A 25704-nucleotide genomic window follows, 5' to 3' on the forward strand; every position below is an offset into this window, starting at 1 on the left:
AATATGATAGACTTTTGTGCCATTGATTTTGAAACAGCTACTAATGACAGAAATTCTGCTTGTGAATTGGGAATTTGCATTGTCGAAAACGGGCAGATCGTCGAGACAAAAAACTGGCTTTTGAAACCGCCAAGTTTTCCGTATTTTAATCCTTACAATATTGCTGTTCACGGTATTCAACCGCATGAAGTTGCGGATGCACCGACTTTTGCTGATATTTGGTACGAAGTTGAGGAATTGATGTACGGCAATTTAATGTTAGCGCATAATGCAAGTTTTGACGCTGGCGTATTGCGCAGCTGTATCGATCATTATGGTATTTTTAAACCAAAATTAAATTATCTCTGCAGCATATCAATTGCTAAAAAATCCTGGAAAAATCTTCCTAAATATGGATTAAAATCATTAGCTGATGTTCATAATATAAAATTCACACACCACCGGGCTGGTGCAGACGCTGAAGTATGTGCAAAAATTGCACTTTTAGGCTTTGAACATTTATTTTTGACGAGAACTGAAGAGGTAAGTGAAAGTTTTAAAAAAAATCTAAAAGTTTTATAAATTTAATTGCTTAAAACTTCTGCGAGCAGATTAAATTTTGGTATTTCAATATCCAAATCTTCATCAGAATCGATATCGGTCATAAAGTACGTTCCTGCCATCGTACCAACGCCACTTCGCAAAGCTACATTAGAAAAATAGGAAAAACTGTCGTCAGGTAAAATTGTGGGAGTTAGTCCGATTACCCCATCACCGATTACTTCTGTAAAGCCGAAACCGACGTCATAAATAAGCCATTTTCTTCGGTTTAGTTTGATATTGAAGTCAGAGTTGTTGATGATCTCAATATTGTATTTGAACACAAATCTGTTCGCGGACGGAAAGCTGTTTAATGCATCATAAACAGGCTCAACATTGATCGTAATGCCATTTGTAGTTTTGCTGTACATTTGTGTTTTTTCAAAATGTTAGCAAAAATCCCGCCTTTTTTGAAAAAAAAATCCTGACTTATTGCCAGGATTTTAATATTTAAAAAAAAACTTATTAAAGTTCTAAAGCTTTTCTTTCATCGCCATTCATTAAAATTTCAACAGGATTGTCAATTCCTTCTTTTACCGCGACTAGAAAACCAACTGATTCTTTACCGTCAATTATTCGATGATCATAAGACATCGCAACATACATCATCGGGCGAATAACAACCTGATTATCAATTGCCATTGGTCTTTGAAGAATATTGTGCATTCCTAAAATTGCAGATTGCGGTGGATTGATTATAGGCGTAGACATCATTGAGCCAAAAGTTCCGCCATTTGTAATAGTAAAGGTTCCGCCTGTCATTTCATCAACCGTAATATTCCCATCTCTTGCTTTTACAGCCAAATCTTTTATAGCAGATTCAATATTTCTAAATGACATATTTTCCGCATTTCTTACAACCGGAACCATCAAACCTTTAGGTCCTGAAACCGCAATTGAAATATCACAGAAATCATAAGAAACCATTTGATTGCCGTCAATCATTGAGTTAACCTGAGGATACATTTGCAAAGCCCGAACAACTGCTTTAGTAAAGAATGACATGAATCCCAGACCAACACCATGTTTCGAAGAAAATTCTTCTTTGTATTGTTTTCTGATTCTAAAAATTTCGCTCATGTCAACTTCGTTAAAAGTTGTCAGCATTGCAGTTTCATTTTTCACGGTAACTAATCTCTCAGCTACTTTTCTGCGTAACATTGATAGTCTTGACGTTGTTGAACCTCTTGATCCTGCATTATTTGAAGTTCCCATTGCGGCAACAGAAGATTTTTCTGCATCGTCTTTCGTAATTCTGCCGTCTCTTCCACTTCCTGATACCTGAGCAGGATTTACACCTTTTTCATCTAAAATTTTTCTTGCAGCTGGTGAAGGTGTATTTGATGCATAACTTTTAGGAGTTTCTGCTTTTGGAGCTTCTACTTTTGGTGTTTCTACCTTTTTTTCTTCTTTTGGTGCTTCTTCTGTATCAGGTTCTACCTCAGATTTTTCTTCTGATTTAGCATCTCCACTAGGTTTTGCACCGTCACGATCAATCAAACAAACAACCTGACCTACTTCTACAACATCGCCTTCCTCCGCTTTTAAGGTAATTATACCGCTTTCTTCCGCAGGCAATTCTAAGGTAGCTTTATCTGAATCTACTTCAGCAATTGGTTGATCTTTTTCAACATAATCACCGTCTTTCACAAGCCAGCTTGCAATTTCAACTTCTGTGATAGACTCTCCCGGCGACGGAACTTTCATTTCTAATATAGACATTTGTTTATTTTTTAGATTTCGTTTTTAATTTTTTAAAGCTAAAGCAAAAATAATAATATTATGCAGTTAAGGGTTTGTTTGTTGGTTCATCATTCGTGGAAAAAACACGGTTGATGATATTATTTTGAATAATTTCAAACTTTTTATGACTTCCAGGCGCCGGACTTCCGCTCGCAATTGGTGAGATAACTTGAATATTCTCATCTCTAAAATGTCTTAAAATAAAACTCCAGGCACCCATATTTTCCGGTTCTTCCTGTGCCCAAACCAATTCTTTTCGGTTTTTGTATTTATTTAAAATTTCTTCAATTTTATTCATCTGCAACGGATATATTTGCTCGAAACGAACTAAAGCTATCTTTTCATCATTAATCAATTCTTTCTTCGCTAAAAGATCATAATAAATTTTTCCGGAGCAAAAAACCAGTTTTTCAATTTTATCTGCTTCAGCTGAAACATCATCTAAAATTGGCTGAAATTCACCATTTGCTAAATCTTCAAAACTAGAGATCACTTTAGGATGCCTCAATAGAGATTTTGGTGTCATTACAATTAAAGGCTTTCTAAAAGGAAATTTTTGTTGACGTCTTAAAAGATGAAAATAATTTCCCGGCGTTGTACAGTTTGCAACAATGATATTTTCATTTGCTGCCAAAGTCAAGAAACGTTCCAATCGTCCGGAAGAATGTTCCGCACCCTGACCTTCAGAACCGTGTGGTAAAAGCATTACCAGACCGTTTTGAGATTTCCATTTGTCTTCTGCTGCAACTAAATACTGATCAATAATTATTTGCGCACCATTTACAAAATCACCGAATTGCGCTTCCCAAACTGTCAAAGTATTTGGCGAAACCATTGCGTAACCGTAATCAAAACCTAAAACGGCGTATTCTGAAAGATGAGAATTATAAATATCAAATTTTTGATTCTCATTGACTTGTTTTAATGGCGTGTAAGTTTCTTCCGCATCTTCAGTTTTTACAACTGCATGGCGGTGAGAAAAAGTACCGCGCTGAACATCTTCACCAGAAATTCTAATATTATTTCCTTCCGATAACAAACTTGCGTAAGCTAAAAGTTCGCCTTGAGCCCAATCTAAAGTATCAGTTTCAACTTGTTTTAAACGGTTATCAAACAAACGGGAAATTTTCTTAATAAATTTTTTGTCGCCGGGTAAAGTTGCAATTTCTTTAGCTAAATTTTTTAATTTTTCAATGTCAAATTTAGTATCGTAAACTTTCAAAACATCACCTGCTTTATCCATCGGAAAATCCTTCCAGTCTTCCTGCATGAAAATATCCATTGTATTTCTTTCGATCTGCTTTGAGGCATCAAAATTCTCATCCAAAAGCGCCTTAAATTCCTGGTCCATTTTTTCTAAAACCTCAGTCGAAAGCGTTTTATCCTCAAGAAGCTTTGTTTTATAAATTTCTCTTGGGTTTTGATGTTTAGAAATTAAACTATAAAGATAAGGTTGTGTAAAACGTGGTTCATCTCCTTCGTTATGCCCATATTTTCTATAACCTAAAAGGTCAATGTAAACATCTTTTCCAAATTGCTTTCTAAAATCTGCTGCAAATCTCACCGCGTGAACTACAGCCTCTACATCATCTGCATTTACGTGCATCACCGGAGAATCTGTCACTTTCGCAATATCAGTACAATATGTTGAAGAACGCGCATCTAAGTAGTTTGTGGTAAAAGAAACCTGATTATTAACCACAATATGAACAGTCCCGCCGGTTTTGTAACCCTCAAGTGTCATCATCTGAGCAACTTCATACACAATTCCCTGACCGGCAACTGCGCCGTCACCATGAATAATTATTGGTAAAATCTGATTATAATCGCCTTTAAATTCCTGGTCCACTTTCGCGCGGCAAATACCTTCCACCAAAGCTGAAACTGTTTCTAAATGAGAAGGATTCGGCACCAAATTGATACGCACTTCTTCTCCAGATTCTGTTTTTATTCTTTTTGAGGATCCTAAATGGTATTTTACATCACCGGAAAAAACATCTTCTTCAAATTCTTTTCCTTCAAACTCAGAAAATATTTGTTTTGAAGATTTTTGGAAAATATTGGTCAAAACATTTAATCTTCCACGGTGCGCCATTCCTAAAACCACTTCATTAACACCTAATTTTGAAGCGCGGGAAATCAGCTGATCCAAAGCTGGAATTAAAGATTCTCCACCTTCCAGTGAAAATCTTTTTTGACCTACAAATTTTGTGTGAAGGTAATTTTCAAATGCAACCGCCTGATTTAATTTTTTTAAAATTTCAATCTTCTCGTCTTTTGAAAGCTGAGCCTGGTTTTCGTTTTGCTGAATCCAGTTTCTGATATATTGCTTTTCTTCAACATTATTGATGTGCATATATTCCACACCAATAGAATCACAGTATATTTTTTGCAAATGTGAGATTAACTCTTTCAATGTAGAAGGTTTACTCATGCCAGTTTCAGTTGCAGAGTTAAAAACTTTCGACAGATCTGAAGAATTTAAACCAAAATTTTCTATATCTAGAGTAGGATGGTAAACCCGGCGTTCTCTTACCGGATTGGTTTTAGTAAATAAATGACCTCGGCTTCTGTAAGCTTCAATTAAATTAACAACCTGAAATTCTTTTAAAATATCATCAGGAATTTCTCCCGATTTATAATTTTCTGCTACATAATTTGCAGGCTGAGCATTATCTTCTTCACCATAATTTTCCAGTGCAAAGTCAAAACCCTGAAAGAATGACTTCCAGGAAGGTTCTAAAGAATCCGGAAAGGTGAGATATTGTTGATAAAGATCATCAATGAGTTGAGCGTGTGCAGCATTCAGGAATGAAAATTTGTCCATTTAGTTACAGATTACCTGTTTTTTAATTGATACTTGTTTAATGTACAAATTTAATGAAAATATGTGAATATTGTCCCCTGCAAAAAGGTTAAAAATCCTTAAAAATAACGCTTTGCAATAAAATATTGAATTAAAAAGAGATTTTAGAATAAACAAAATGTTTATAATTTTGAAAAATAGAAAACAACTTTCTATTTAGCCCCGGGTGAAGCGGCATCCTTTTTATTGAGCGCTTTGCAAAAAGCGCTCAATAAAAAGATACAGCGGAAAACGGGAAGACTTTTTCTAAAGCGATAAAATGGTTTTGCTTCTAATTTACAGTATTTCGAGTGCCATCTTTAAAGTAACTTCAATGGTTTCGGTTGGTTTTTCCAGAAAAGTTTCATAAAGCTGACCTGTTCTTAATTCCTGGGATTTTGCCTCGGAATTTAGTTTTTGTAAACTTTGCAATCTGCCCTGATAACTTCCTTTATAATAAATAATTAAATATTTTTTTGGTGTTAAATATCTGTAAATGAAATTATTGTCACTCACATTTATTTTTTTAGATAAAGGAAAACCGTAATAATAAGAAATGTTTTTACTTTTTAGATCATTGGGATCAGTAATTAAAACTGGCGTTCCAAATTCATCTTCTTCTTTTTGAAGATCAGTCTGAAGGTAGTTTTTAACTTTACTATGATTTAAAACTATATTTTTTATAAGATCATCTTTTTTATTGGAGGCGCTTACATTTACACCAAGAAGAATGCTGTTTTTACCATTTTCCACCATAACGCTATCGAATTTCAGGCGCGCGATCTGATTGTCTTTGTCCACTTTATTGCTTAAAAGTCCCGATAAATTTTTCAAACTTGTGCTTAAATTTTCTTTGAAATCATCTTCAGAAATAACGTGAAAGGGTCTGGCTAAAATAGGTATTTTCGGTGTTTTTAATGAATAGAAAACTTTAGTTTTTTCCGGCGAAATTTTCTTAAAAGTAATTTCGAAAATAAAAGGATTGCCGGTTGTTGAATCAAAAAGGTAATAGCGAACAGCTTTATCTTTCGCAGAAAATTTTATAAAAAGATCACCTTCCCGAACATTATTTTCGTTGTAATAAGTGAGTCCGCTGTTTTGACCTTCATAAGGTATGAAATAGGCGTAGCGGTAATTTTTATGACCTTTAAAAAAACTATTCCATTTTGTAAAATTCTGCAGATTATTAAACTGAGGAAATAATTTCTCAACGGAATAATTTAATTCTTTTTCTGCTTTAAAACTTTTGGTATCGTCCATCGTCGAAGCAAAAATATAAAAACCGGAAAAAGCCAGAATTCCAATAAAAATCAAAAATTTAAACCAACGCATTGTATTTTTTTAATAAAAAACGGAAAAATAACTCATTTTTAAGTTTCGGCAAAGGTATTATTTTTAAAAAAAATGAGCTTAAAAATTTAAGCTCATTTTGAAATATTATCTGGTAAAGTTTAAAAAATTTGCGTTCCATCATGTATAATGGCGCCCTTTTTCACAACAACTATACCTTCTTTCACGGAATGGTTTTCATAGTCGCCATCCTGAAGATGTTTACCACCTATAATTTTTACGTGATTCCCAATATGGCAGTTTTTATCTAAAATAGCCTGCTCGATCTGAGAATATTCGCCGATTCCCATATTTGGGATATTATTATTTCTGTTACCGACTTTTGTTTCTTCACTTTCATAATAGTCTGCGCCCATCATATAACAGTTTTTTAAGCTGGTACCTTTTTGTATTCTTGACCTGTTTCCAATAATGGAATTTTCGATTTTATCTGCTAAAATTATACAGCCATCTGCGATTATCGCCTTGTTTATATATGAACCATTGACTTTCGACGGTGGTAACATTCTGGCTCTGGTGTAAATAGGACAGGCAGAAAATAAATTAAACTGAGGCAATTCTCTAGTTAAATCCATGTTGGCTTCGTAGAAAGATTCGATTGTACCGATGTCTGTCCAGTAACCGTCAAACTGATAGCTCAACATTTTGTAATTACCAAGACCATTTGGAATCAATTCTCCACCAAAATCATCGCCGGCATCTTCCTCAAACATTTTCAACAAAGCGTTTTTTGAAAAAACATAAATCCCCATAGAGGCCAAATATTCTTTCCCGGAATTCATGCTCTTTTCTGAAACCTGACTTTTCCAATCAACCAAAAGATCTTCTGTTGGCTTTTCGATAAATGAGGTGATATTTCCTTCTTCATCAGATTTTAATATTCCAAAACCCGTAGCATCTTTCGCCGTTACCGGAATTGTCGCGATGGTAATGTCACCACCATTTTTATTATGAAAATCGATCATTTCACGGAAATCCATTTGATAAAGCTGATCTCCCGAAAGTATTAAAATATAATCATAATCATATTTTTCCAAATGCTTCATGGACTGACGAACAGCATCGGCAGTTCCCTGATACCACTGGTCGTTTTCAACATTTTGCTCTGCGGCTAAAATATCCACAAAACCTTTGCTAAAAGTATCAAAATGATAGGAATTTTTTATGTGGGAATTCAAAGAAGCTGAGTTATACTGCGTTAAAACCAGTATTTTATTATATCCGGAGTTTAAGCAGTTTGAAATCGGAATGTCTACAAGCCGGTATTTTCCCGCAATTGGAACTGCAGGTTTTGAACGCGAATAAGTGAGTGGAAATAAGCGGCTTCCGCGGCCACCACCCAAGACAATTGATATAACGTTATGTTTCATAATTTGTAATAATTTTCTGTTTAGTTTTTTCTTCGCATTTCTTCAACTGTTAGTAGTATTTCTTTTAACATAATTTATAAATCTCCGAATAAATTTAAGTGATCAAAGAATTTAATTTTTATATAAATCTATGTAATTTTGCGCGGAAATTTCCCAGGAAAAATCTTTCTTCATATTGGCCTCAACAAGTGATTTTAAGTAATTTTTTTGGCTGTAAATATGCAATGCGCGGTCGATATTATGTATCACATCTTCGGATGTTGCATCAGCAAAATTTAAACCACAACCACCAGAAGATACATCTTCAACAGTATCTTTTAGACCTCCGATATAACGTACCAAGGGAATTGTTCCATACCTCATCGCATACATTTGGTTTAAACCACAAGGTTCTACGCGGGAAGGCATCAAAAGAAAATCTGCAGAAGCATAAATCTGATGTGAAAGATGTTCTTTATAACCAAGATCCAAAGCAAAATTTGTAAAAGTATTATTTAGATCTTGTAATTCGTTTTCAAGCTGTTTATTTCCTGAACCCAAAATAATGATGTTAAAAGCACCATGCATTTTCTGAATTCCATTTTTTACAATTTCCGGTAAAAGATCTGCGCCTTTTTCTGTGGCAAATCTTCCAATAAATCCAAATAATGGTAAGTCGGGATTTAAGCCATAAGCTTCGCAAAGGGCTTTTTTATTTTTTAATTTTCCTTCCTGTGCATTTTTTACATCAAAATTAAAAGTGAGCATTTCATCCGTTTTAGGATTCCAAACTTCCGTGTCAATGCCATTAATAATGCCAAAAGCTTTCTTGTTTTCAGCCTGAATTAGACTTTCCAAACCGCGGAAACTTTGAAATAATTCATTTAAATACCCACCGGAAACCGCCGTAAAAGCGTGACAACATTTTATCATACAAGCGAGAGGATTTATGTAACCTTCCCAATCTAAAAGTCCCCATTTCCAGCCATCAAAATGAGGAAAATAATTACTCATTTCCCATTTCATCTGGCCTTGATATTCTCCATTGTGAATTGTTCCAATTGTTTTTACACCTTTTAAAAATGTAAAATCCGGGCAATTTTCTACCATGAAAGGAACTAAACCGGTATGATAATCATGACAGTGCAAAACATCCGGAAGAATTTGCATCGCGCTCAACCAATGTAAAACGCCGTGCTGAAAAGCCAAAAATTGCTGGCTTTCATCCCAATAACCATAAGGATTATCTCTGTCTAAAAGTCCGGGTATTTTTACTAAATATAACTCAAAACCTAAAGAATTACTTTTTTCCTTCATCACCTGAACTTGATAAGTATGAAAAGACTGGTGGATCCAGCCATCAAATACGATTTCAAATTCATTTTCGTAAATAAAACTTTTATTATACCAAGGCATTACGACTTTTGCATCTATTCCATCAATTTTATTTTGATATTTTGGCAAAGCGCCCACAACATCAGCCAGTCCTCCCACTTTTGCGACAGGATAACATTCCATTGAAAGATGATAAATAGTCATAAATTAATTATTTTGAGTTTTTAAAGTTGCTTTTACCTTGGTTTTTACAACTTTCTTAATATCTGAACTTTTTTTTTAAGATTTTCAGTCTTTTTTATGGATTTTTTTAGTGCTTTTTTCTGTCTTAAAACCAATGCAGATAAAGGTGGTAAGTTTATAATAATGGCATTCTGGCGATTCATCCAAGGCTTTTTTTCTTCATCTAAAATTTCTGCTTTCATCCCACTTCCGCCATATTTTTCATCGTCAGAATTTAAAATAACTTCCCAGGAAGTATCTTCGTTTACTCCAATTTTATAGTCAAATGTTTTTGGGGTTAAATTTAAAACCGTCATTAAAACATCTTTATCGTGCTTGGATTTTCTTAAATAAATAAAAATAGAATTGTCTACATCATCCGCTTCAACCCATTCGAAACCGTGCGGATCAAATTGATTTTCATATAAAGCAGGTTCATTTTTATATAAAAAATTGAGTTCTTTTACAAAATCCTGAACGCCTTTATGAACTGGAAAATCCAACAGATGCCAATCTAAAGAATTTCTAAATTTCCATTCACTAGTTTGTCCAAATTCATTGCCCATAAAAAGCAATTTTGCGCCCGGATGCGTAAACATGTAAGCAAACATGGCACGCAGATTAGCAAATTTCTGCCATTCGTCGCCCGGCATTTTATAAATTAAACTGCTTTTTCCGTGAACGACTTCATCGTGAGAAAGTGGCATCATGTAATTTTCATTGTACATATATGCAGACGCAAAAGTCAGTTTGTGGTGAAAATCTCTTCGGACAATTGGGTCTTGTTTAAAATATTTTAAAGTATCGTGCATCCAACCCATCATCCATTTCATACCAAAACCAATTCCGCCATCATGAACAGGTTTTGTGAGCAAAGGAAAATCTGAACTTTCTTCTGCAATAGTCATTACATCTGGAAAATCTTTATAAACGGCTGTGTTAAAATCCTGAAGAAATTTTTTAGCCTCTAAATTTACGTTTCCACCGAGGATATTTGGTTCCCATTCGCCTTCATTTCTGGCGTAATCTAAATACAGCATTGACGTCACAGCATCAACTCTTAAACCATCCGCATGAAATCTATCCAACCAAAAAATGGCATTTGAAATTAAAAAAGATTTAACTTCCGGTCTGCCATAATTAAAAATGTAAGATTTCCATTCGGGGTGAAAACCTTTTCTTGGATCTTCATGTTCATACAAATGTGTGCCGTCAAAAACGTGCAAACCATTGGCATCACGCGGAAAGTGTGAAGGAACCCAATCTAAATAAACGCCAATATTATTTTTATGTAACTCATTAATTAAATACATCAAATCCTGTGGCGAACCAAAACGTGACGTTGCCGCAAAAAACCCGGTAATTTGATAACCCCAACTTGGATCGTAAGGATATTCCATCACAGGCATAAATTCTACGTGCGTGAAATTCATTTCCTTTAAATAAGGAACCAATCGTTCGGCAATTTCCCGGTAATTGAAAAATTCCTCAGGATTATCTGTTCCGCGCATCCAGGAAGCTAAATGAACTTCATAAACGGAAATTGGTGCGTCAAGATCATTATATTTAAAACGGTTTTTAAGCCAATCTTCATCTTTCCATTCAAACCAGGTGGAAGTTATTACAGATGCAGCCTGTACATTTTGTTCCCAACTAAAAGCGAAAGGATCGCCTTTTTCTAATAAAATATTTTCCTTTGTTAAAATGCCGTATTTATAAACTTCCTGCAGTGCTAATTCCGGAATAAAACCTTCCCAAATACCAGATTCATCCCATCTAGGAAAAAGCGGATGATTGTTGGAATTCCATTGATTAAAATTTCCGATCACAGAAACACTTTTTGCAAAAGGTGCCCAAACAGAAAAATAAATTCCTTTTTCACCATTTACCTCCGCTTCGTGCGCACCAAATTTTTCATACAACCTAAAATGCTGCCCTTCTTTAAAAAGGTAAATATCATGTTCCGTAAAAAGTGAAAACGGCTTTACTTCGTGCATTCTTGATTTTATTGAATTTTATAATTTTCTGATAAACTAAAGTAGGAATTATAATTCTTAATTCATCAAAAAGAGACAAAAAAATTGATTTTTTATTTTATACATAGGATTATGAATTTTATTTAGCTAAAAACTTTTTAAGAGAAAGATATTTTTTTAAATTTAGCAAGTGAAATCTCCGACAACAAATTTTTAATATAAAAAGATAGGTTTTGGAGATAAAATATAATGATAAAAAGCTCACTGATAGAGTGAATACAATGAAATGTTTGAAGTATGATATTTAAATTAGAAACGAATGATGAGGATGAACGCGCAATTTATATCACCGGAAATTTTAATAAATGGAATCCGAAAGAAGAGCAGTTTAAATTGTATAAAAACGAAGATTTTATTTATATCATTGAAATTGAAAACCATCTTTTGCCAGAAAATATTGAATATAAATTTACAAAAGGAGGTTGGGAAAATGTAGAAATTGATAAGTTCGATAAAATTCATCCTAATAGAAAAATTCATAGATCTCTTGAACAAACGAAAGATTTTGTAGAAAAATGGCGTTACAACTGGGGACCTTTTAAAGAAGAATTTTTCCCCATCGTAGAAATTATCTCTGAAGAATTTTATATTCCGCAGCTCGATAAATACCGAAAAATCTGGGCGCTTCTACCCCATGATTATTATAATTCTGAGAAAAACTATCCCGTTCTCTATCTTCAGGATGCACAAAATTTGTTTAATGAAGGCGCAGAGTTTGGAAATTGGGAGATTGATAAAAAATTATCACTTTTAGCAGAATATGGTCGCGGCGATCTCATTGTTATTGCCATTGAACACGGGAAAGAAGAAAGAATAAAAGAATATATTTTTGATAACGACGCCATAATAAAAAATGCAGAAGGCAAAAAATATATTCGTTTTATCACCGACACTTTAAAACCATTTGTTGATGCAAAATACCGAACCAAAAAAGACCGTGAAAATACCGGAATTGGCGGCAGTTCTTTAGGCGCATTAATAAGTATTTACAGCGGTTTTCTTTATCCCGAAGTCTATTCAAAACTGATGCTTTTTTCGCCTTCGCTTTGGGTAGAACCGCAGAATAATTTTCCGATGTTAAATTTTGGTAATCCCTACAAAATGAAAGTTTATCTTTATGGCGGTGATAAAGAAGGTTCAAAAATGGTCAACAGAATAAAGAAATTTTCAAAATCTTTAGAAAAATGGGAATTAGAAAAAATTTACGATTTTGAGACTATAGTTAGAATAAATCCGGAAGGTAAACACCAGGAATTTTTTTGGTCTCAGGAATTCCCCCGCGCTGTAGAATGGTTGTATTATGACTCACTTGAAGACCCAACAAAAACAATAAAAAATGATTAAAATAAGTTCAGATTCAGATAACAGTTCTAACCAAATATTTCATTTTATTAATGAAAAATCTTGGGAAAGTGAGCAAAAAAATTATCCAAAAAAGACAAGCAATTTTTTTAATGGTAAGAAAAAAGAAGTTTTTGTAATCTCAAACGATGATTTTACAACTTATTTAATTGGTTTTGGTACAATCTCAGAAGATATCGATTTTCAGGAAATTGGAAATCATTTTGCACAATCTCAAAAGAAAAATCTTCAATCGGTTTCGACAGAAATTGTTGTAGAAAATTTAAATTTTAACCAAATTTCAGAATTGGTTAAGGGATTATTTCTAGGGACTTACAATTATCCATTTGATTCATCTCACGCTTTTTGGCAGGAAGAATTTTCTTTAAATATTAAAAATTTAAATGAAAAAGAAATTGAAGAGCTAATATCTAAAACTGATTCACTTTGCAACGGGCAATTTGCCTGCATGGACTGGCTGAATAAACCCGCGAATTATAAAAAAGCACCAATTATTTCAGATTTTCTTAGGAATTTAGCTAAAAAATACGATTTAGAATTAGAAATTTTAAATACTGAAGGTTGCGCAGAAAGAGGTCTAAACGCATATCTAGCCGTTAATCAAGGGAGTTCGGAAGAAGCTGCTTTTTGTATTTTAAAATATTCGGGTGAAAATGCCAAAAAGACAATTGGCCTGGTTGGAAAATGTGTCATTTTTGACACAGGTGGAATTTCTATTAAAGGAAACGCAAATTTGCACTATATGAAAAGTGACATGGGTGGCGCAACTGCAGTTATCGGAACTTTAATAACAGCTGCAGAGAGAAAATTACCGGTCAATATTATTGCGATTTTACCAATAACAGACAACGCAGTTTCGAACACTTCCTATTTGCCAAGTGACGTAATTACAGCTTATAACGGCAAAACAATCGAAGTAATTGATACTGATGCAGAAGGCAGAATGACTTTGGCAGACGGACTTTCCTACTTGTCGAAAAATTTTAAAACTGATATTCTGATCGATTTGGCAACTCTTACAGGAAGTGCAGTGCGAATTCTCGGAAGTCACGCGGGCGCACTTTTTGGAAATAATGATGATTTAATTAAAAAATTAGAAATTTCTGGAAATTTGACCAATCAAAAACTTTGGAATTTGCCAATGTGGGACGTTTGGAATGAAATGCTTACATCGGATGTTGCAGATTTAAAAAACCTTCCTGCTTCACCAGTTGGAGGTTGCATCACGGCAGCAAAATTTTTAGAACATTTTATTGAAGGTCATGAAACCTGGGCGCATCTCGATATTGCTGGCGTTGCTTTTGGAAAAGTCAATTATGCGAAAGAATATGCAGCAACCGGTTATGGCGTTCAACTAATTATTGATTTTTTAGAAAAGTATTGTAAAAATTAACATTTTAATAAATCCTCATAAACATTGAATTTTCTTTAAATTTCACCTTCATTTAGTTGTTTTTTCAAATTAAAAACTCTAAAATTGTAAAGGTTTAAAAATTGAGAGAATGGAGAAGATTTTTGTATGCATTTCCTGCTACTATAAAGGCGGTGAATTTTTGGAGGAATTAAAAAGATTAGGAAATAAGGTAATATTAATTACATCAGATAATTTAAAAGATAAAAACTGGCCCTGGCAATCGATCGACGAGGTTTATTACATGTCGGAAACAAAAGCCGCAACCTGGAATTTAGAGCATCTTACCCAAGGTTTTAGTCACTTGATGAAAACCAGCCAAATTGACGCGGTTATTGCCTTGGATGATTATGATGTTGAAAAAGCGGCGATGCTTCGGGAAACGTTTAGAATTTCCGGAATGGGACAAACAACCCATCGTTATTTCCGCGATAAACTGGCGATGAGACAGAAAGCGAAAGATTCAAACATCAATGTTCCAGAGTTTTCTTCTGTTTTTAATGATCAAAAATTAGCAGATTTCTGCGATAATAATCCCGCACCTTGGGTTTTAAAACCACGTTCTGAAGCTTCTGCGAGCGGTATTCAAAAAATTAATTCTAAACAGCAACTTTGGGAATCTTTAGAAAAATTAGGCGAAGAACGCTATTTATTTTTACTGGAAACCTTTAAACCTGGAAAAGTTTTCCACGTGGATAGTTTGGTTTACAACAAAGAAATAATTTTTACTTCCTGCGCTCAATACCTTTCTCCGCCAATGAATGTTGCTCATGAAGGCGGCGTTTTTCGAACCAAAACTTTGGGTAGATATTCTGATATTTATAAGAAGCTGGAAGCAGAAAATAAAAAAGTTTTAGAGAGTTTTGGTTTAGTTTATGGTGCTACTCACACAGAATTTATTTTGGGTGATGATGGCAAACTTTATTTCCTGGAAACTTCTTCCAGAGTTGGTGGCGCACATATTCCCGAATTGATAAAAGCCTCAAGTGGTATTAATATTTGGGACGAATGGGCGAAAATAGAAACTTCACTTTTGCGAAATGAAAAATATGAATTACCCAAACCAACTGGTTTCTATTCAGGTTTATTAGTTTGTTTGGCTAAAGATAAACATCCGGACACCAAAGAATTTGAATGTGAAGAAGTTTACAAATTTGTAGATATTGATTACCACATCGCGATTGTTTATAAATCTGACAAAGAGGAAATTATTCAACAGAAACTTGATGAAGCAACGGATAAAATAACACACTCTATTTTAAATATTATTCCGCCGCAAAACAGGCCAACAAGTTAGTTGATAGTTGATAGTTGATAGTTGATAGTTGATAGTTGATAGTTGATAGAAATTACATTTTTTAACTGAATAATTCTTAGTTGAAATTTAAAAAAAATTAGAAAAATATGCCACAAATACAACATACAGATTATTATTCTCATGTTTTAGGTAAAAGTTTAAAACTGGAAGTCACTGGTCATTACGGTTATCCGATCATTATGTTTCCAACTTCGAAGGGTTCTTACACTCAAAATGCCGATTTTCATTTAAATGGAAGCATCGCAAATTTAGTAGATCAAGGGAAAGTAAAACTTTACAATATTGAAACTATTGATGAAATAAGCCTTTACAATAAATCCATTGGACCAGATGAAAGAATTAGAAGATATGAATTATATGTTCAGTTTTTGATTCAGGAATTTGTTCCTTATATTCAAAAAGTTCATCAAACACATAGAGTTGCCGTTGCAGGCGCAAGTTTCGGCGGTTATCATGCTTCGAATTTTGCCTTTAGATTTCCCGATGTTGTCTCGCATTTACTCTGTCTTTCTGGTGCTTTTACGATCAGAAATTTTATGGACGGGTACGAAAGTGATAAAGTTTATTTCAACTGTCCGCGTGAGTTTGTTAAAAACGATGAAGCCTTTAAATACAAACACATGAATATTGTTTTAAGCACTTCCGATCAGGATATTTGCTTAGAACAAACCCGTGAAATGGCAGGAATTCTTGCCTCAAAAGGAATTTCTCACTGGTATGATGAACAAAAATGGATCAACCATGACTGGCCGCTTTGGCGTATGGTTTTCCCTAAATTTATAGGAAGATTTTTTGGCTAAAATTTAAATAACATTAAACAAAAAAAATAAAACATATTATGGCGAAAAAAGCAGATAAAACAGTAAAAAAAGTCGGAATTTTATTCGGAATGGAAGATACATTTCCCTGGGCTTTTATTGATAAAGTGAATGAAATGGGAAATGGCGAAATTATCGCAGAACCCGTTATGATCGATAAATTGGAACAAGGTGCAGATTCCGGTTATGCTGTCATTATTGACAGGATTTCACAGGATGTTCCATTTTACCGTGCTTATTTAAAAAATGCAGCAGTTAGTGGAACTTACGTCATCAACAATCCATTTTGGTGGAGCGCAGATGAAAAATTTCTGAATAATGCTTTAATGACAAAACTTGGAATTCCACTTCCAAATACAGTTTTGTTGCCTTCAAATGATCGACCGACAAACACTACCGAAACGTCTTTTAGAAATTTAAAATTCCCACACGATTGGGATTATATTTTCGATTATATTGGTTTTCCAGCGTACATGAAACCACACGATGGCGGCGGTTGGAGAAATGTTTATCGCGTAACAAGTCCGGAAGATATGTGGGAAAAATTGCGCGAAACTGAGCAATTAGTAATGATGCTTCAGGAAGAAATTATTTTTGATGATTATTACCGCGTTTATTGCTTAGGTAAAAAATATGTTCACATTATGCCTTATGAACCGAGAAATGCGCCGCATTTAAGATACGTAACAGAATCTAAATACGAAGGTGAAAAACTAGAAAGCATTTTAAAAGTCATTCATGATTACGCGATTAAAATGAATGAGGCTTTAGGTTATGATTTTAACACCGTAGAATTTGCCGTCAAAGATGGCATTCCTTATGCGATTGACTTTTGTAATCCTGCACCAGATGCAGACAGAAATGCTGTTGGCGAAGAAAATTTTGCCTGGATCGTAGAGCATTCTGCAAAATTAGCCATAGAAAAAGCGAAAGAATATGTTCCTGGAAAAGTGAATATTTCCTGGGGAAATTTCGTGAAAGATTCTGCTATATAATTTAGTGGAAAAATGCGGTAAATTAATTTAAATAGTACACAAATGAGTCATACGTTCACAATCGGTATTGAAGAGGAATATCAAATAATTGATGTTGAAAGCCGCGATCTGGTTTCGCACGTTTCAAAAATTATAGAAGGCGGAAAAGCAGTTCTCAGTGAAAACCTGAAACATGAAATGCATGAATCTATGGTGGAAATGGAAACCGGAATTTGTCAGAATATTAAAGAAGCACGCGCGGAATTAACAGATTTGCGTCGACATTTGATTAAAACAGCGCACGATCAAAACCTTCGTGTTGCAGGTGGCGGAACACATCCTTTTTCTAACTGGGAAACCAACACAATCACAAAACAGGAACGCTATGACAAAATTGTAGATGACATGGGCGATGTTGCGCGTGGAAATTTAATTTTCGGTCTCCATGTTCATATCGGTATTCCCAATCGTGAAGAAGGCGTAAAAATACAAAATGTAATGCGTTATTTTTTGCCTCACGTTTACGCTCTTTCTACAAATTCACCCTTTTGGATCGGTAGAAATACCGGTTTTAAATCTTATAGACAGGAAATTTTTGTTAAATTTCCACGTACTGGAATTCCAAGTTTTTTTAATAATGCACAGGAATTTGACAGTTATGTTGATCTTTTGGTTAAAACAGGAACAATCGACAACGCGAAAAAAATATGGTGGGATCTTCGAGTTCACCCATTTTACCCAACGATTGAATTTAGAATTTGTGACATGCCAATGCGACTGGACGAAACCGTTTGTCTTGCTGCAATTATGCAATGTTTAGTGGCAAAAATTTATAAACTTCATCAGCAAAATTTAAGTTTCAGATCATACAGAAGATTACTTTTAAACGAAAATAAATGGCGCGCTGCAAAAGACGGTATTCATGCAAAATTAATTGATTTTGGTAAAGAAGAACAATTTCCTTTTGAACATTTACTCGAAGAATTATTAGGATTTATTGATGATGTTGTGGATGATTTAGATTGTAGGAAAGAAGTGGAATATGCGTGGGAAATTATGAAAAATGGCAGTGGCGCAGATCGTCAACTGGCAGTTTATAAAGAAACAGAAAGTTTACAGGCCGTGGTAGATTACATGATCTCCGAGACAGAATACGGCATTTTTTAAACAAAATTTTAAATTTTCGTACTTTTACAGCCCAAAAATATGGAATTATGAAAGAGATAAGAATTGCTTTGTTAGATATGAATTATAATCATATTAATCAAGGCATGAGAAATATTAGAGAAATTTCTAAGCGTTTCAAAGATAACAATGAAAACAGCGTTACTATACAATGCTTTGATGTACGTTATAAAAATGAGATACCAGATATTAATGATTTTGATATTTTTCTTTCCTCTGGCGGTCCGGGAAATCCACATAAAGAAGGTTACGATTGGGAACCGGTTTACGCTGATTTTTTAGATCAACTTTGGGAACATAACAAAAATAATTCTCAGAAAAAATTTGCTTTTTTAATTTGTCATTCCTTCCAAATTGCCAGTATTCATTGGGGTTTAGGAAATATTTGTAAAAGAAATTCATACTCTTTTGGCGTGATGCCTATTCATAAGTCAGACGAGGGAAAAGATTATTATCTATTAGAAAATCTACCGGAACCGTTCTATGCCGTAGATTCCCGCGCTTACCAATTTATCGAACCAAATACGGACCGCATGGAAGAATTAGGAATGGAAATAATGGCTTTAGAAAAAATGCGACCACACATTCACAAAGAACGCGCTGTAATGGCAATTAAATTTTCAGAAGAGATTTTTGGTACGCAATTTCATCCGGAGGCAGATCCGTTTGGGATGATGGAAAATTTAAAAGATGAAACCAATCGAAAAGCCATGATCGATAATTACGGTATGGAAAAATATCTGGAAACCATCGACAGAATGAACGATGACGATAAAATTATTTTGACACAAGCACAAATTTTACCAAGGTTTTTAAATTTTGCGGAATCTCAAATTTTAAAAGAAGTTCGACTAGTTAATCATTAAATTATGATAAAAAAATACCGCGATTTATTTAATGATGATTTTTCGTTTGATAAATATAAAGATGTCATTTCTGATCTAAAAGAAAAAAGTGGCATCGAACCACAATTTCGTGTATCTGAAAGTCCAATTTTTTTGACAAAAGATTTTAAGGATAAATTAAAAGACGCTTGCGAAAGTATCATTACCCAAATAAAAGACATTCCTCAGGAAGAACTTTCTAAAGCTGTTCCGGCAAATTGTAATGTTCCAAATGATACAAAACAACCACATTTTTTCACGATAGATTTTGGAATTTGCGAAAATAAAACTGGCGAAATAGAGCCTCAGCTTATTGAACTACAAGCTTTCCCGACACTTTACACTTTTCAGAAAGAACTTGAAAATACACTTTGTGATGTTTATCCTTTTTTAAATGAATTAAAATCTAAATTATCTAATGAAGATTATTACGCCCAATTAAAAAAATTAATAATTGGCGACGAAAATCCGGAAAATGTGGTCCTTTTAGAAATATATCCTGACAAACAAAAAACCAATATTGATTTTTATTTAACAGAAAAAAAATTAGGTGTAAAACCAGTTTGTATTACAAAGGTTAAGAAGCAGGGAAAAAAATTATATTACGAAAAAGATGGAAATTTAGTTCAAATAAAAAGAATTTACAATCGTGTTATTTTTGATGAATTGGACCGTTTTCCTGATTTAAAATTAGAGTTTAATTTTCGGGAAGAATTGGATGTAGAATGGGTGACGCACCCGAATTGGTTTTTTAAAATTTCAAAATATTTGTTGCCAAAACTGCAGCATGAATTTGTCCCAAAAAGTTACTTTTTAAATGAATTTCCTGAAAGTGAAAATCTAAAAGATTTCGTTTTAAAACCTTTATTTTCTTTTGCAGGAAGTGGCGTAAATCTCGATCCAACTAAAGAAATTACTGGTGCGATTTTAGATAAAGAAAATTTTATTTTACAAAGAAAAGTCGTTTATGCGCCACTTTTTTTAGATCCAAATGGTGAATTCTCAAAGGCAGAAATTCGATTACTTTACATTTGGCAGGAAGATGAAGAACGTCCGATTTTAATGGAATATTTGGTAAGAATGACAAAAGTAGCGATGGTAAATGTTGATTTTAATAAAAAAGACGCCATCTGGATCGGTGGATCTACAGCGTTTTTTGCTGAAGATTAGAATTAAAATTTTTTAATTAATTTTACAAGACATTATTTTATCATGGAAATATTAGTTCACCCGAGTTCTTCTGAAGAGCAAAATTTGCTTGAAAGTTTACTGAAGAAAATGAAAATTTCTTTTGAAAGAAAGGAAACAAGTCAAAAAATAATAGTTTCGGACGCGGAAATGGAATCTATTTCAAGAGGCTTAGAACAAGCCAATAATGGTGGAATTGTATCAAGTGTTGATGTTCACAACAAAGCAAAACTCTTGTGCGTAAAGTAAATTGGACGATTGAAGCAGAAGAACAATATTTGAAAACTATTGCTTTTTGGATAGAAAATAACAAATCGACTAGTTATTCTGAAAAAATAATTGAAGAAGTAATTTATACGGAATCTCTATTAATTGAAAATCCTTTGATTGGAATTATTGTTGAAAACACAAATAATGAAGTGCGAAGAGTTTTAGTCTTAAAAAACTATTCACTTTATTACCGTTTAGATTCAGATGTTATTGAAATTATTTCTTTTTGGGCAAATAAAATGAATCCTAAAGATTTAAACATATAAAATTATCTGGAATTTCTAATTATTTATCGAATAGTAATAAAAAATAAGCCGCTGTAATAAGCGGCTTTTTCTTAATTAATATTCTGAGTTTCCTGCATTTCCTTCAGTTGGTATTGTTGCACCAATTCAATTGCATTTGAAACTACATCACTTAAAGCGGTAATGTAAGTTCCTTCTTCTGCCATACTCATCGCGTGTTTCAGCGCTTCAATCTCTTTTGGAATGATCTCATAAGTGACGTCTTTATCCGCAGAGTTTATACCGTCAATGATCAATCCGTTAATTTCTTCCTCTGAACGTCCACGCAAATGTTTTTCATTTCTGATGATGATATAGTCAAACATTCTGCCTGCAATTTTTCCACATTCGCGAATATCTTCGTCTCTCCTATCGCCTACACCGGAAATAATTCCGATCTTTTTTGTGGCCTCTACATATTTTAAATAATCTTCAATGGCTTCATAGCCTGCAGGATTATGGGCGAAATCAATTAAAACTTTAAATTTTTTGAAATTAAATACATTCAGTCTTCCGGGCGTAAGATCGGCACTTGGAATAAATGTTTTTAAAGCCAAAGAAATATCTTCTATTTTAAAACCATAAAGAAAACAAGACAAAGTCGCTGCTAAAACATTGGATATCATAAATTTAGCCTTTCCTTCCATCGTGATCGGCACTAAAATAGCACGCTCAATTCTGATCTTCCAGTCGCCTTTTTTAATGGTAATAAAACCTTCTTCATAAACACAGGTTGTTCTTCCCTCTTTCGCCGCTTTTCTAATATGAGGATTTTTTTCATCTAAACTAAAAAGTGCTACTTTACAGTGAAGATCGGTCGCCAGCTTCATTGAATATTCATCGTCAGCGTTCAAAACTGCCCAGCCATTTTTCTTAATACTGTCTAAAACCACGCGTTTTACTCGCGTCAGATCTTTTAGGGAATGAATATCATTTAAACCCAAATGATCTTCTTTGATATTCGTTAAAACACCAATATCACAAGAGTTAAAACCTAAACCTGATCGTAAAATTCCACCTCTTGCAGATTCTAAAACAGCAAATTCGACAGTTGGATCTTTTAGAACAAATTCTGCCGAAAGTGGACCTGTTGTGTCGCCTTTTGTCAGCATTGTATTTTGAATATAAATACCGTCAGACGTTGTAAAACCTACTCTGTAACCATTATTTTTGACGATATGGGAGATAATTCTAGTCGTGGTGGTTTTTCCGTTTGTTCCGGTAACTGCAATAATTGGAATTCTGAATTCCTTGCCCTGCGGATAAAGCATGTCCACAACCGGCGCTGCTACGTTTCTTGGCAATCCTTCGGACGGCGCCAAATGCATTCTAAATCCTGGAGCAGCATTTACTTCTAAAACCGCACCACCACTGTCTTTTAAAGGTTGAGTAAGATTTTCTGCCATAATATCAATTCCGCAAACATCCAGGCCGATAATTCTGGAAATTCTTTCCGCCATCATCACATTTTCCGGGTGAACCATTTCTGTTACATCAATGGAAGTTCCGCCTGTAGAAAGGTTTGCAGTCGATTTTAGGTAAACAATTTCACCTTTTTGAGGAATTGTGTCTAAAGTATAGTTTAATTTTTCTAAAAGTTCATTGGTATCTTTATCAACCAGAATTTCAGTTAAAACATTTTCGTGACCGTAACCTCTTCGTGGATCGGTATTTTCCTGATCGATCAGCTGCTGAATATTTTTTTGTCCGTCACCTGCTACATGCGCTGGAACGCGTCTCGCAGCAGCAACCATTTTATGATCTATTACTAAAATTCTAAAATCGTAACCAGTAATATATTTTTCAACGATTACTTTTTTGCCGTATTGTTGAGCGTGTTCCAATCCTAATTTTGCAACTTCAAAGTCAGTTACATTTATGGATGAACCTTTTCCGTGATTTCCATCCAATGGTTTTAGAACAACTGGATAACCAATTTTTCTTATTACATCTGCTAAACCTTCTTCGTCAGTCACTAAGTCACCGGAAGGAACGGGAATTGCGGCGTCACCCAACATTATTTTGGTTAATTCTTTATTACATGCGATATCGACGGCAATTGAACTGGTTAAACCGGTAATGGTTGCCTGAAAACGCTGCTGATTTTTACCATAACCCAATTGTACTAAAGAATTTTTCCCAAGTCTGATCCATGGAATATTTCTTGAAACAGCTTCTTCAACGATGCTTCCGGTTGATGGACCAAGTCTTTCTTTTTCTCTTATTTCCCTTAATTTTTGAATGCACGCTTCAATATCGTAATATCTGTTTTCAATTAAAGCTCTGGCCATCTCAACAGATTCTTCCGCAGCAAAAACGCCGGCATTTGCTTCCAAATAACTAAAAACAACATTATAAACGCCTTTGGTTTTTGTTTCTCTGGTTCTTCCAAATCCGGTATCCATTCCCGCTAAAGTCTGAATTTCTAAAGCCACATGCTCAATTACATGTCCCATCCACGTTCCCATTTCGATACGGTGAAAAAGTCCGCCTTCAACACCTTCGGAACAACGATGTGATATCAGCGAAGGAATTAAAAGTTCAATTCTCTCGCGAAAACCTTCTATTTTATTTGTTGGAAGTTCTTCTAGCTCCTCAAGATCTAAACGCATCTGAATAAGTTTAGTTCTTCTTATACTCCAGATATTTGGTCCTTTTAAAACCTGTATTTTCTCAATTTTCATATGTTATAGATCTTTATTAATGTGTGCAAAAGCGAATATTAGTCAAATATAGTATAAAGATGTAAATAATTAAATAGTATAGATTTAAAATTAATGGTAAAAGATCAAATTATCTAAAAATATCTCCTTTTAAAAATTAAGCCTTTATCTTATTTTAATTAAATTTGCACCCATGGATCCAAAGGGAAAATTAATTGTAATCGGTGGTGCTGTTAACAAAGGTAGTTTTGCCGAGACAGATTTCGATCAAAATGTAGAAAAAAACCTTAATTTTTTCGAACGTGGTATTTTAAGAAAGATCATTGACGAATCGAAATCAAAAAATGATTCCGTAATTGAAATCCTCGCTACAGCTTCACAAATCCCACAAATTGTTGGCCCGGAGTACAAAAAAGCCTTTGAATATCTTGGCGCTAAAAATGTCAATATTTTAGATATTATCAACCGCGAACAAGCAAACAGCGATGACGTAGTTGAACGAATAAAAAAAGCCGATGTCGTGATGTTTACTGGCGGCGATCAGTTGAGGCTAACTTCCATTTTAGGCGGAACACGTTTTCACGAGGCTTTACTTGATAAATACGAAAATGAAGATTTTATTTATGCCGGAACTTCTGCAGGAGCAGCGGCTGCTTCCGAAAATATGATTTATCAGGGCTCCAGTCAGGAAGCGCTTTTAAAAGGGGAAATAAAAACTACACAAGGTTTAGGTTTTATTGATGATGTAATTATTGACACGCATTTTGTGCAGCGTGGAAGGATCGGCAGATTATTTCAATCTGTGGTCAATAATCCACGTACTTTGGGAATTGGCTTAGGGGAAGATACTGGCTTATTTATTTTTAATGGAATTATGACAACAGTTGGTTCCGGTTTGGTAATTATTGTGGATGGAAGATTTATTAAGGATACTAACTTAACAAATATCGAGCTTGGACAACCAATTTCTATTGATAATTTAACTGTCCATGTTATGTCTATGAACGATACATTTGATCTTAAGACAAAAGATTTGACAATTAATAATTCTCAGTATTCACCAATTCCACAGGTTAGATAATCTTTTCCTTTAAATTTTCTATCTTAGAACCATGGAAAAACTAGGTATAATTGGCTGCGGTTGGCTCGGAGAAAAAATTGCAAAATCTGCCATTTACAAGTATAAAATCTTTTCTACCACAACTTCCGAAGAAAAATTAACCACTTTAAAAAATCAAAATTTTAATCCTTATTTGGTTAAATTTTCTGATCATGAAGACTTAGATTATGAAAATCTATTTTCTAATGTTGACATTATAATAATTACAATTCCTTTTTCTCAACGAACGCCAGTTACAGTTTTGAAACAAAGATTTAAAAATATTATCAAGTTTATTGGTGATTTTAAAGGTCAGCTTTTTCTTTGCAGTTCCACAGGAATTTATCCGCAAGTTGACGAAATAGTTACAGAAAATTCCATCGATGAAAATTTATTAAATCAAAATATCTGGACCATTGAAAAATTAATGAAAAGTACATTTCCACAGATCAATATTTTAAGATTTGGCGGATTAATGGGGGCTGACAGATTTTTTTCTAAATATTACCAAAATAAAGAAATTGCCGAACCTAATCAAGTCGTCAATCACACGCATTTTGAAGATATTTGTAAAGTTTTTTTAAAATTAATTGATTTAAAAATTAATGGTGAACCTTTTAATATTGTCTCGCCCGAACATCCTACAAAAATTGAAGTTTTTAATTGTCAAACAAAAAATATTTGCAAAAAATCTGATGGAGAAAAATCTGGAAAATGTGTTTCTTCTGAAAAATTGATCAACAAAATAAATTATAAATTCATTCATCCAAATCCAGCAAAATTTTAAAA

General features: G+C 33.9%; 21 protein-coding genes. 13 read left to right on the top strand and 8 right to left on the bottom strand.

The annotated features are described in order from the left end of the window. Positions 1–3: 3 nt before the first annotated feature. Positions 4–561 carry a 3'-5' exonuclease gene (locus BM238_RS04585; RefSeq protein WP_233741907.1) on the top strand — a complete coding sequence of 186 codons (558 nt, stop codon included), beginning with the start codon at positions 4–6 and terminating at the stop codon, positions 559–561. Positions 562–563: 2 nt separating this feature from the next. Here BM238_RS04585 and apaG read toward each other — a convergent pair whose 3' ends face one another. The 7 genes from apaG to glgB form a co-directional block, all read right to left on the bottom strand. Beyond that, entirely contained in the window at positions 564–950 is a 387-nt protein-coding gene (gene apaG / locus BM238_RS04590; RefSeq protein WP_090078979.1) for a Co2+/Mg2+ efflux protein ApaG, read from the bottom strand. 94 nt (positions 951–1044) lie between these two features. After that, entirely contained in the window at positions 1045–2301 is a 1257-nt protein-coding gene (gene odhB / locus BM238_RS04595; RefSeq protein ID WP_090078980.1) for a 2-oxoglutarate dehydrogenase complex dihydrolipoyllysine-residue succinyltransferase, read from the bottom strand. Positions 2302–2359: 58 nt separating this feature from the next. After that, positions 2360–5149, bottom strand: a complete 2790-nt coding sequence (locus BM238_RS04600) for a 2-oxoglutarate dehydrogenase E1 component (RefSeq protein ID WP_090078981.1) — start codon at positions 5147–5149, stop codon at positions 2360–2362. Positions 5150–5464: 315 nt separating this feature from the next. Next, a complete protein-coding gene (locus BM238_RS04605) occupies positions 5465–6499 on the bottom strand; it encodes a hypothetical protein (RefSeq protein WP_090078982.1) in 1035 nt (344 codons plus the stop codon). A 119-nt stretch (positions 6500–6618) separates the two neighbouring features. After that, a complete protein-coding gene (locus tag BM238_RS04610) occupies positions 6619–7887 on the bottom strand; it encodes a glucose-1-phosphate adenylyltransferase (RefSeq protein ID WP_090078983.1) in 1269 nt (422 codons plus the stop codon). 111 nt (positions 7888–7998) lie between these two features. Beyond that, entirely contained in the window at positions 7999–9405 is a 1407-nt protein-coding gene (locus BM238_RS04615) for a glycogen synthase (protein ID WP_090078984.1), read from the bottom strand. Between the two features lie 44 nt (positions 9406–9449). Then, positions 9450–11420: a 1,4-alpha-glucan branching protein GlgB gene (glgB, locus tag BM238_RS04620; RefSeq protein ID WP_090078985.1), complete on the bottom strand. Its 1971-nt coding sequence runs from the start codon at positions 11418–11420 to the stop codon at positions 9450–9452. A gap of 276 nt (positions 11421–11696) precedes the next feature. Between glgB and BM238_RS04625 the strand changes: the two genes are divergently transcribed. The 10 genes from BM238_RS04625 to BM238_RS04670 all read left to right on the top strand — a co-directional run bounded on the left by BM238_RS04625 (position 11697) and on the right by BM238_RS04670 (position 21135). Beyond that, positions 11697–12803 carry an alpha/beta hydrolase gene (locus BM238_RS04625; protein ID WP_090078986.1) on the top strand — a complete coding sequence of 369 codons (1107 nt, stop codon included), beginning with the start codon at positions 11697–11699 and terminating at the stop codon, positions 12801–12803. Then, the gene (locus tag BM238_RS04630; protein ID WP_090078987.1) at positions 12796–14214 is read left to right on the top strand and encodes a leucyl aminopeptidase family protein; all 1419 of its coding nucleotides are present in this window, start codon (positions 12796–12798) and stop codon (positions 14212–14214) included. The genes BM238_RS04625 and BM238_RS04630 overlap by 8 nt, the downstream gene beginning before the upstream one ends. A gap of 109 nt (positions 14215–14323) precedes the next feature. After that, positions 14324–15529, top strand: coding sequence for an ATP-grasp domain-containing protein (locus BM238_RS04635; protein WP_090078988.1), 1206 nt, complete (start codon positions 14324–14326; stop codon positions 15527–15529). Between the two features lie 107 nt (positions 15530–15636). Then, complete coding sequence (locus BM238_RS04640) at positions 15637–16350, top strand: alpha/beta hydrolase-fold protein (RefSeq protein WP_090078989.1); 714 nt, start codon at positions 15637–15639, stop codon at positions 16348–16350. A 38-nt stretch (positions 16351–16388) separates the two neighbouring features. After that, positions 16389–17363: an ATP-grasp domain-containing protein gene (locus tag BM238_RS04645; RefSeq protein WP_090078990.1), complete on the top strand. Its 975-nt coding sequence runs from the start codon at positions 16389–16391 to the stop codon at positions 17361–17363. Positions 17364–17405: 42 nt separating this feature from the next. Next, positions 17406–18509 (top strand): carboxylate-amine ligase, encoded by a 1104-nt coding sequence (locus BM238_RS04650; protein WP_090078991.1) that lies wholly within the window; start codon positions 17406–17408, stop codon positions 18507–18509. Positions 18510–18556: 47 nt separating this feature from the next. Beyond that, entirely contained in the window at positions 18557–19393 is an 837-nt protein-coding gene (locus BM238_RS04655; RefSeq protein WP_177205425.1) for a type 1 glutamine amidotransferase, read from the top strand. A 3-nt stretch (positions 19394–19396) separates the two neighbouring features. Further along, the gene (locus BM238_RS04660; RefSeq protein WP_090078993.1) at positions 19397–20581 is read left to right on the top strand and encodes a hypothetical protein; all 1185 of its coding nucleotides are present in this window, start codon (positions 19397–19399) and stop codon (positions 20579–20581) included. Between the two features lie 42 nt (positions 20582–20623). Beyond that, positions 20624–20848 carry a hypothetical protein gene (locus BM238_RS04665; protein WP_090078994.1) on the top strand — a complete coding sequence of 75 codons (225 nt, stop codon included), beginning with the start codon at positions 20624–20626 and terminating at the stop codon, positions 20846–20848. Next, positions 20836–21135 (top strand): type II toxin-antitoxin system RelE/ParE family toxin, encoded by a 300-nt coding sequence (locus tag BM238_RS04670; protein ID WP_090078995.1) that lies wholly within the window; start codon positions 20836–20838, stop codon positions 21133–21135. The genes BM238_RS04665 and BM238_RS04670 overlap by 13 nt, the downstream gene beginning before the upstream one ends. 71 nt (positions 21136–21206) lie before the next feature. Here BM238_RS04670 and cphA read toward each other — a convergent pair whose 3' ends face one another. Further along, positions 21207–23837 (bottom strand): cyanophycin synthetase, encoded by a 2631-nt coding sequence (gene cphA, locus BM238_RS04675; protein WP_090078996.1) that lies wholly within the window; start codon positions 23835–23837, stop codon positions 21207–21209. 172 nt (positions 23838–24009) lie between these two features. Between cphA and BM238_RS04680 the strand changes: the two genes are divergently transcribed. Both BM238_RS04680 and BM238_RS04685 read left to right on the top strand, forming a co-directional pair. Continuing rightward, entirely contained in the window at positions 24010–24897 is an 888-nt protein-coding gene (locus BM238_RS04680) for a cyanophycinase (protein ID WP_090078997.1), read from the top strand. 31 nt (positions 24898–24928) lie between these two features. Next, the gene (locus BM238_RS04685) at positions 24929–25702 is read left to right on the top strand and encodes a Rossmann-fold NAD(P)-binding domain-containing protein (RefSeq protein WP_090078998.1); all 774 of its coding nucleotides are present in this window, start codon (positions 24929–24931) and stop codon (positions 25700–25702) included. The last annotated feature ends 2 nt before the right edge of the window (positions 25703–25704 follow it).

The sequence above is a fragment of the Halpernia frigidisoli genome (assembly GCF_900113805.1).
GTDB classification, from domain to species: domain Bacteria; phylum Bacteroidota; class Bacteroidia; order Flavobacteriales; family Weeksellaceae; genus Halpernia; species Halpernia frigidisoli.

What these genes read in the sequence shown, in the direction of transcription:
- BM238_RS04585 (WP_233741907.1), top strand. Translation starts at nt 4, where the DNA reads ATGATAGACTTTTGTGCCATTGATTTTGAAACAGCTACTAATGACAGA.
- apaG (WP_090078979.1), bottom strand. Translation starts at nt 950, where the DNA reads ATGTACAGCAAAACTACAAATGGCATTACGATCAATGTTGAGCCTGTT.
- odhB (WP_090078980.1), bottom strand. Translation starts at nt 2,301, where the DNA reads ATGTCTATATTAGAAATGAAAGTTCCGTCGCCGGGAGAGTCTATCACA.
- BM238_RS04600 (WP_090078981.1), bottom strand. Translation starts at nt 5,149, where the DNA reads ATGGACAAATTTTCATTCCTGAATGCTGCACACGCTCAACTCATTGAT.
- BM238_RS04605 (WP_090078982.1), bottom strand. Translation starts at nt 6,499, where the DNA reads ATGCGTTGGTTTAAATTTTTGATTTTTATTGGAATTCTGGCTTTTTCC.
- BM238_RS04610 (WP_090078983.1), bottom strand. Translation starts at nt 7,887, where the DNA reads ATGAAACATAACGTTATATCAATTGTCTTGGGTGGTGGCCGCGGAAGC.
- BM238_RS04615 (WP_090078984.1), bottom strand. Translation starts at nt 9,405, where the DNA reads ATGACTATTTATCATCTTTCAATGGAATGTTATCCTGTCGCAAAAGTG.
- glgB (WP_090078985.1), bottom strand. Translation starts at nt 11,420, where the DNA reads ATGCACGAAGTAAAGCCGTTTTCACTTTTTACGGAACATGATATTTAC.
- BM238_RS04625 (WP_090078986.1), top strand. Translation starts at nt 11,697, where the DNA reads ATGATATTTAAATTAGAAACGAATGATGAGGATGAACGCGCAATTTAT.
- BM238_RS04630 (WP_090078987.1), top strand. Translation starts at nt 12,796, where the DNA reads ATGATTAAAATAAGTTCAGATTCAGATAACAGTTCTAACCAAATATTT.
- BM238_RS04635 (WP_090078988.1), top strand. Translation starts at nt 14,324, where the DNA reads ATGGAGAAGATTTTTGTATGCATTTCCTGCTACTATAAAGGCGGTGAA.
- BM238_RS04640 (WP_090078989.1), top strand. Translation starts at nt 15,637, where the DNA reads ATGCCACAAATACAACATACAGATTATTATTCTCATGTTTTAGGTAAA.
- BM238_RS04645 (WP_090078990.1), top strand. Translation starts at nt 16,389, where the DNA reads ATGGCGAAAAAAGCAGATAAAACAGTAAAAAAAGTCGGAATTTTATTC.
- BM238_RS04650 (WP_090078991.1), top strand. Translation starts at nt 17,406, where the DNA reads ATGAGTCATACGTTCACAATCGGTATTGAAGAGGAATATCAAATAATT.
- BM238_RS04655 (WP_177205425.1), top strand. Translation starts at nt 18,557, where the DNA reads ATGAAAGAGATAAGAATTGCTTTGTTAGATATGAATTATAATCATATT.
- BM238_RS04660 (WP_090078993.1), top strand. Translation starts at nt 19,397, where the DNA reads ATGATAAAAAAATACCGCGATTTATTTAATGATGATTTTTCGTTTGAT.
- BM238_RS04665 (WP_090078994.1), top strand. Translation starts at nt 20,624, where the DNA reads ATGGAAATATTAGTTCACCCGAGTTCTTCTGAAGAGCAAAATTTGCTT.
- cphA (WP_090078996.1), bottom strand. Translation starts at nt 23,837, where the DNA reads ATGAAAATTGAGAAAATACAGGTTTTAAAAGGACCAAATATCTGGAGT.
- BM238_RS04680 (WP_090078997.1), top strand. Translation starts at nt 24,010, where the DNA reads ATGGATCCAAAGGGAAAATTAATTGTAATCGGTGGTGCTGTTAACAAA.
- BM238_RS04685 (WP_090078998.1), top strand. Translation starts at nt 24,929, where the DNA reads ATGGAAAAACTAGGTATAATTGGCTGCGGTTGGCTCGGAGAAAAAATT.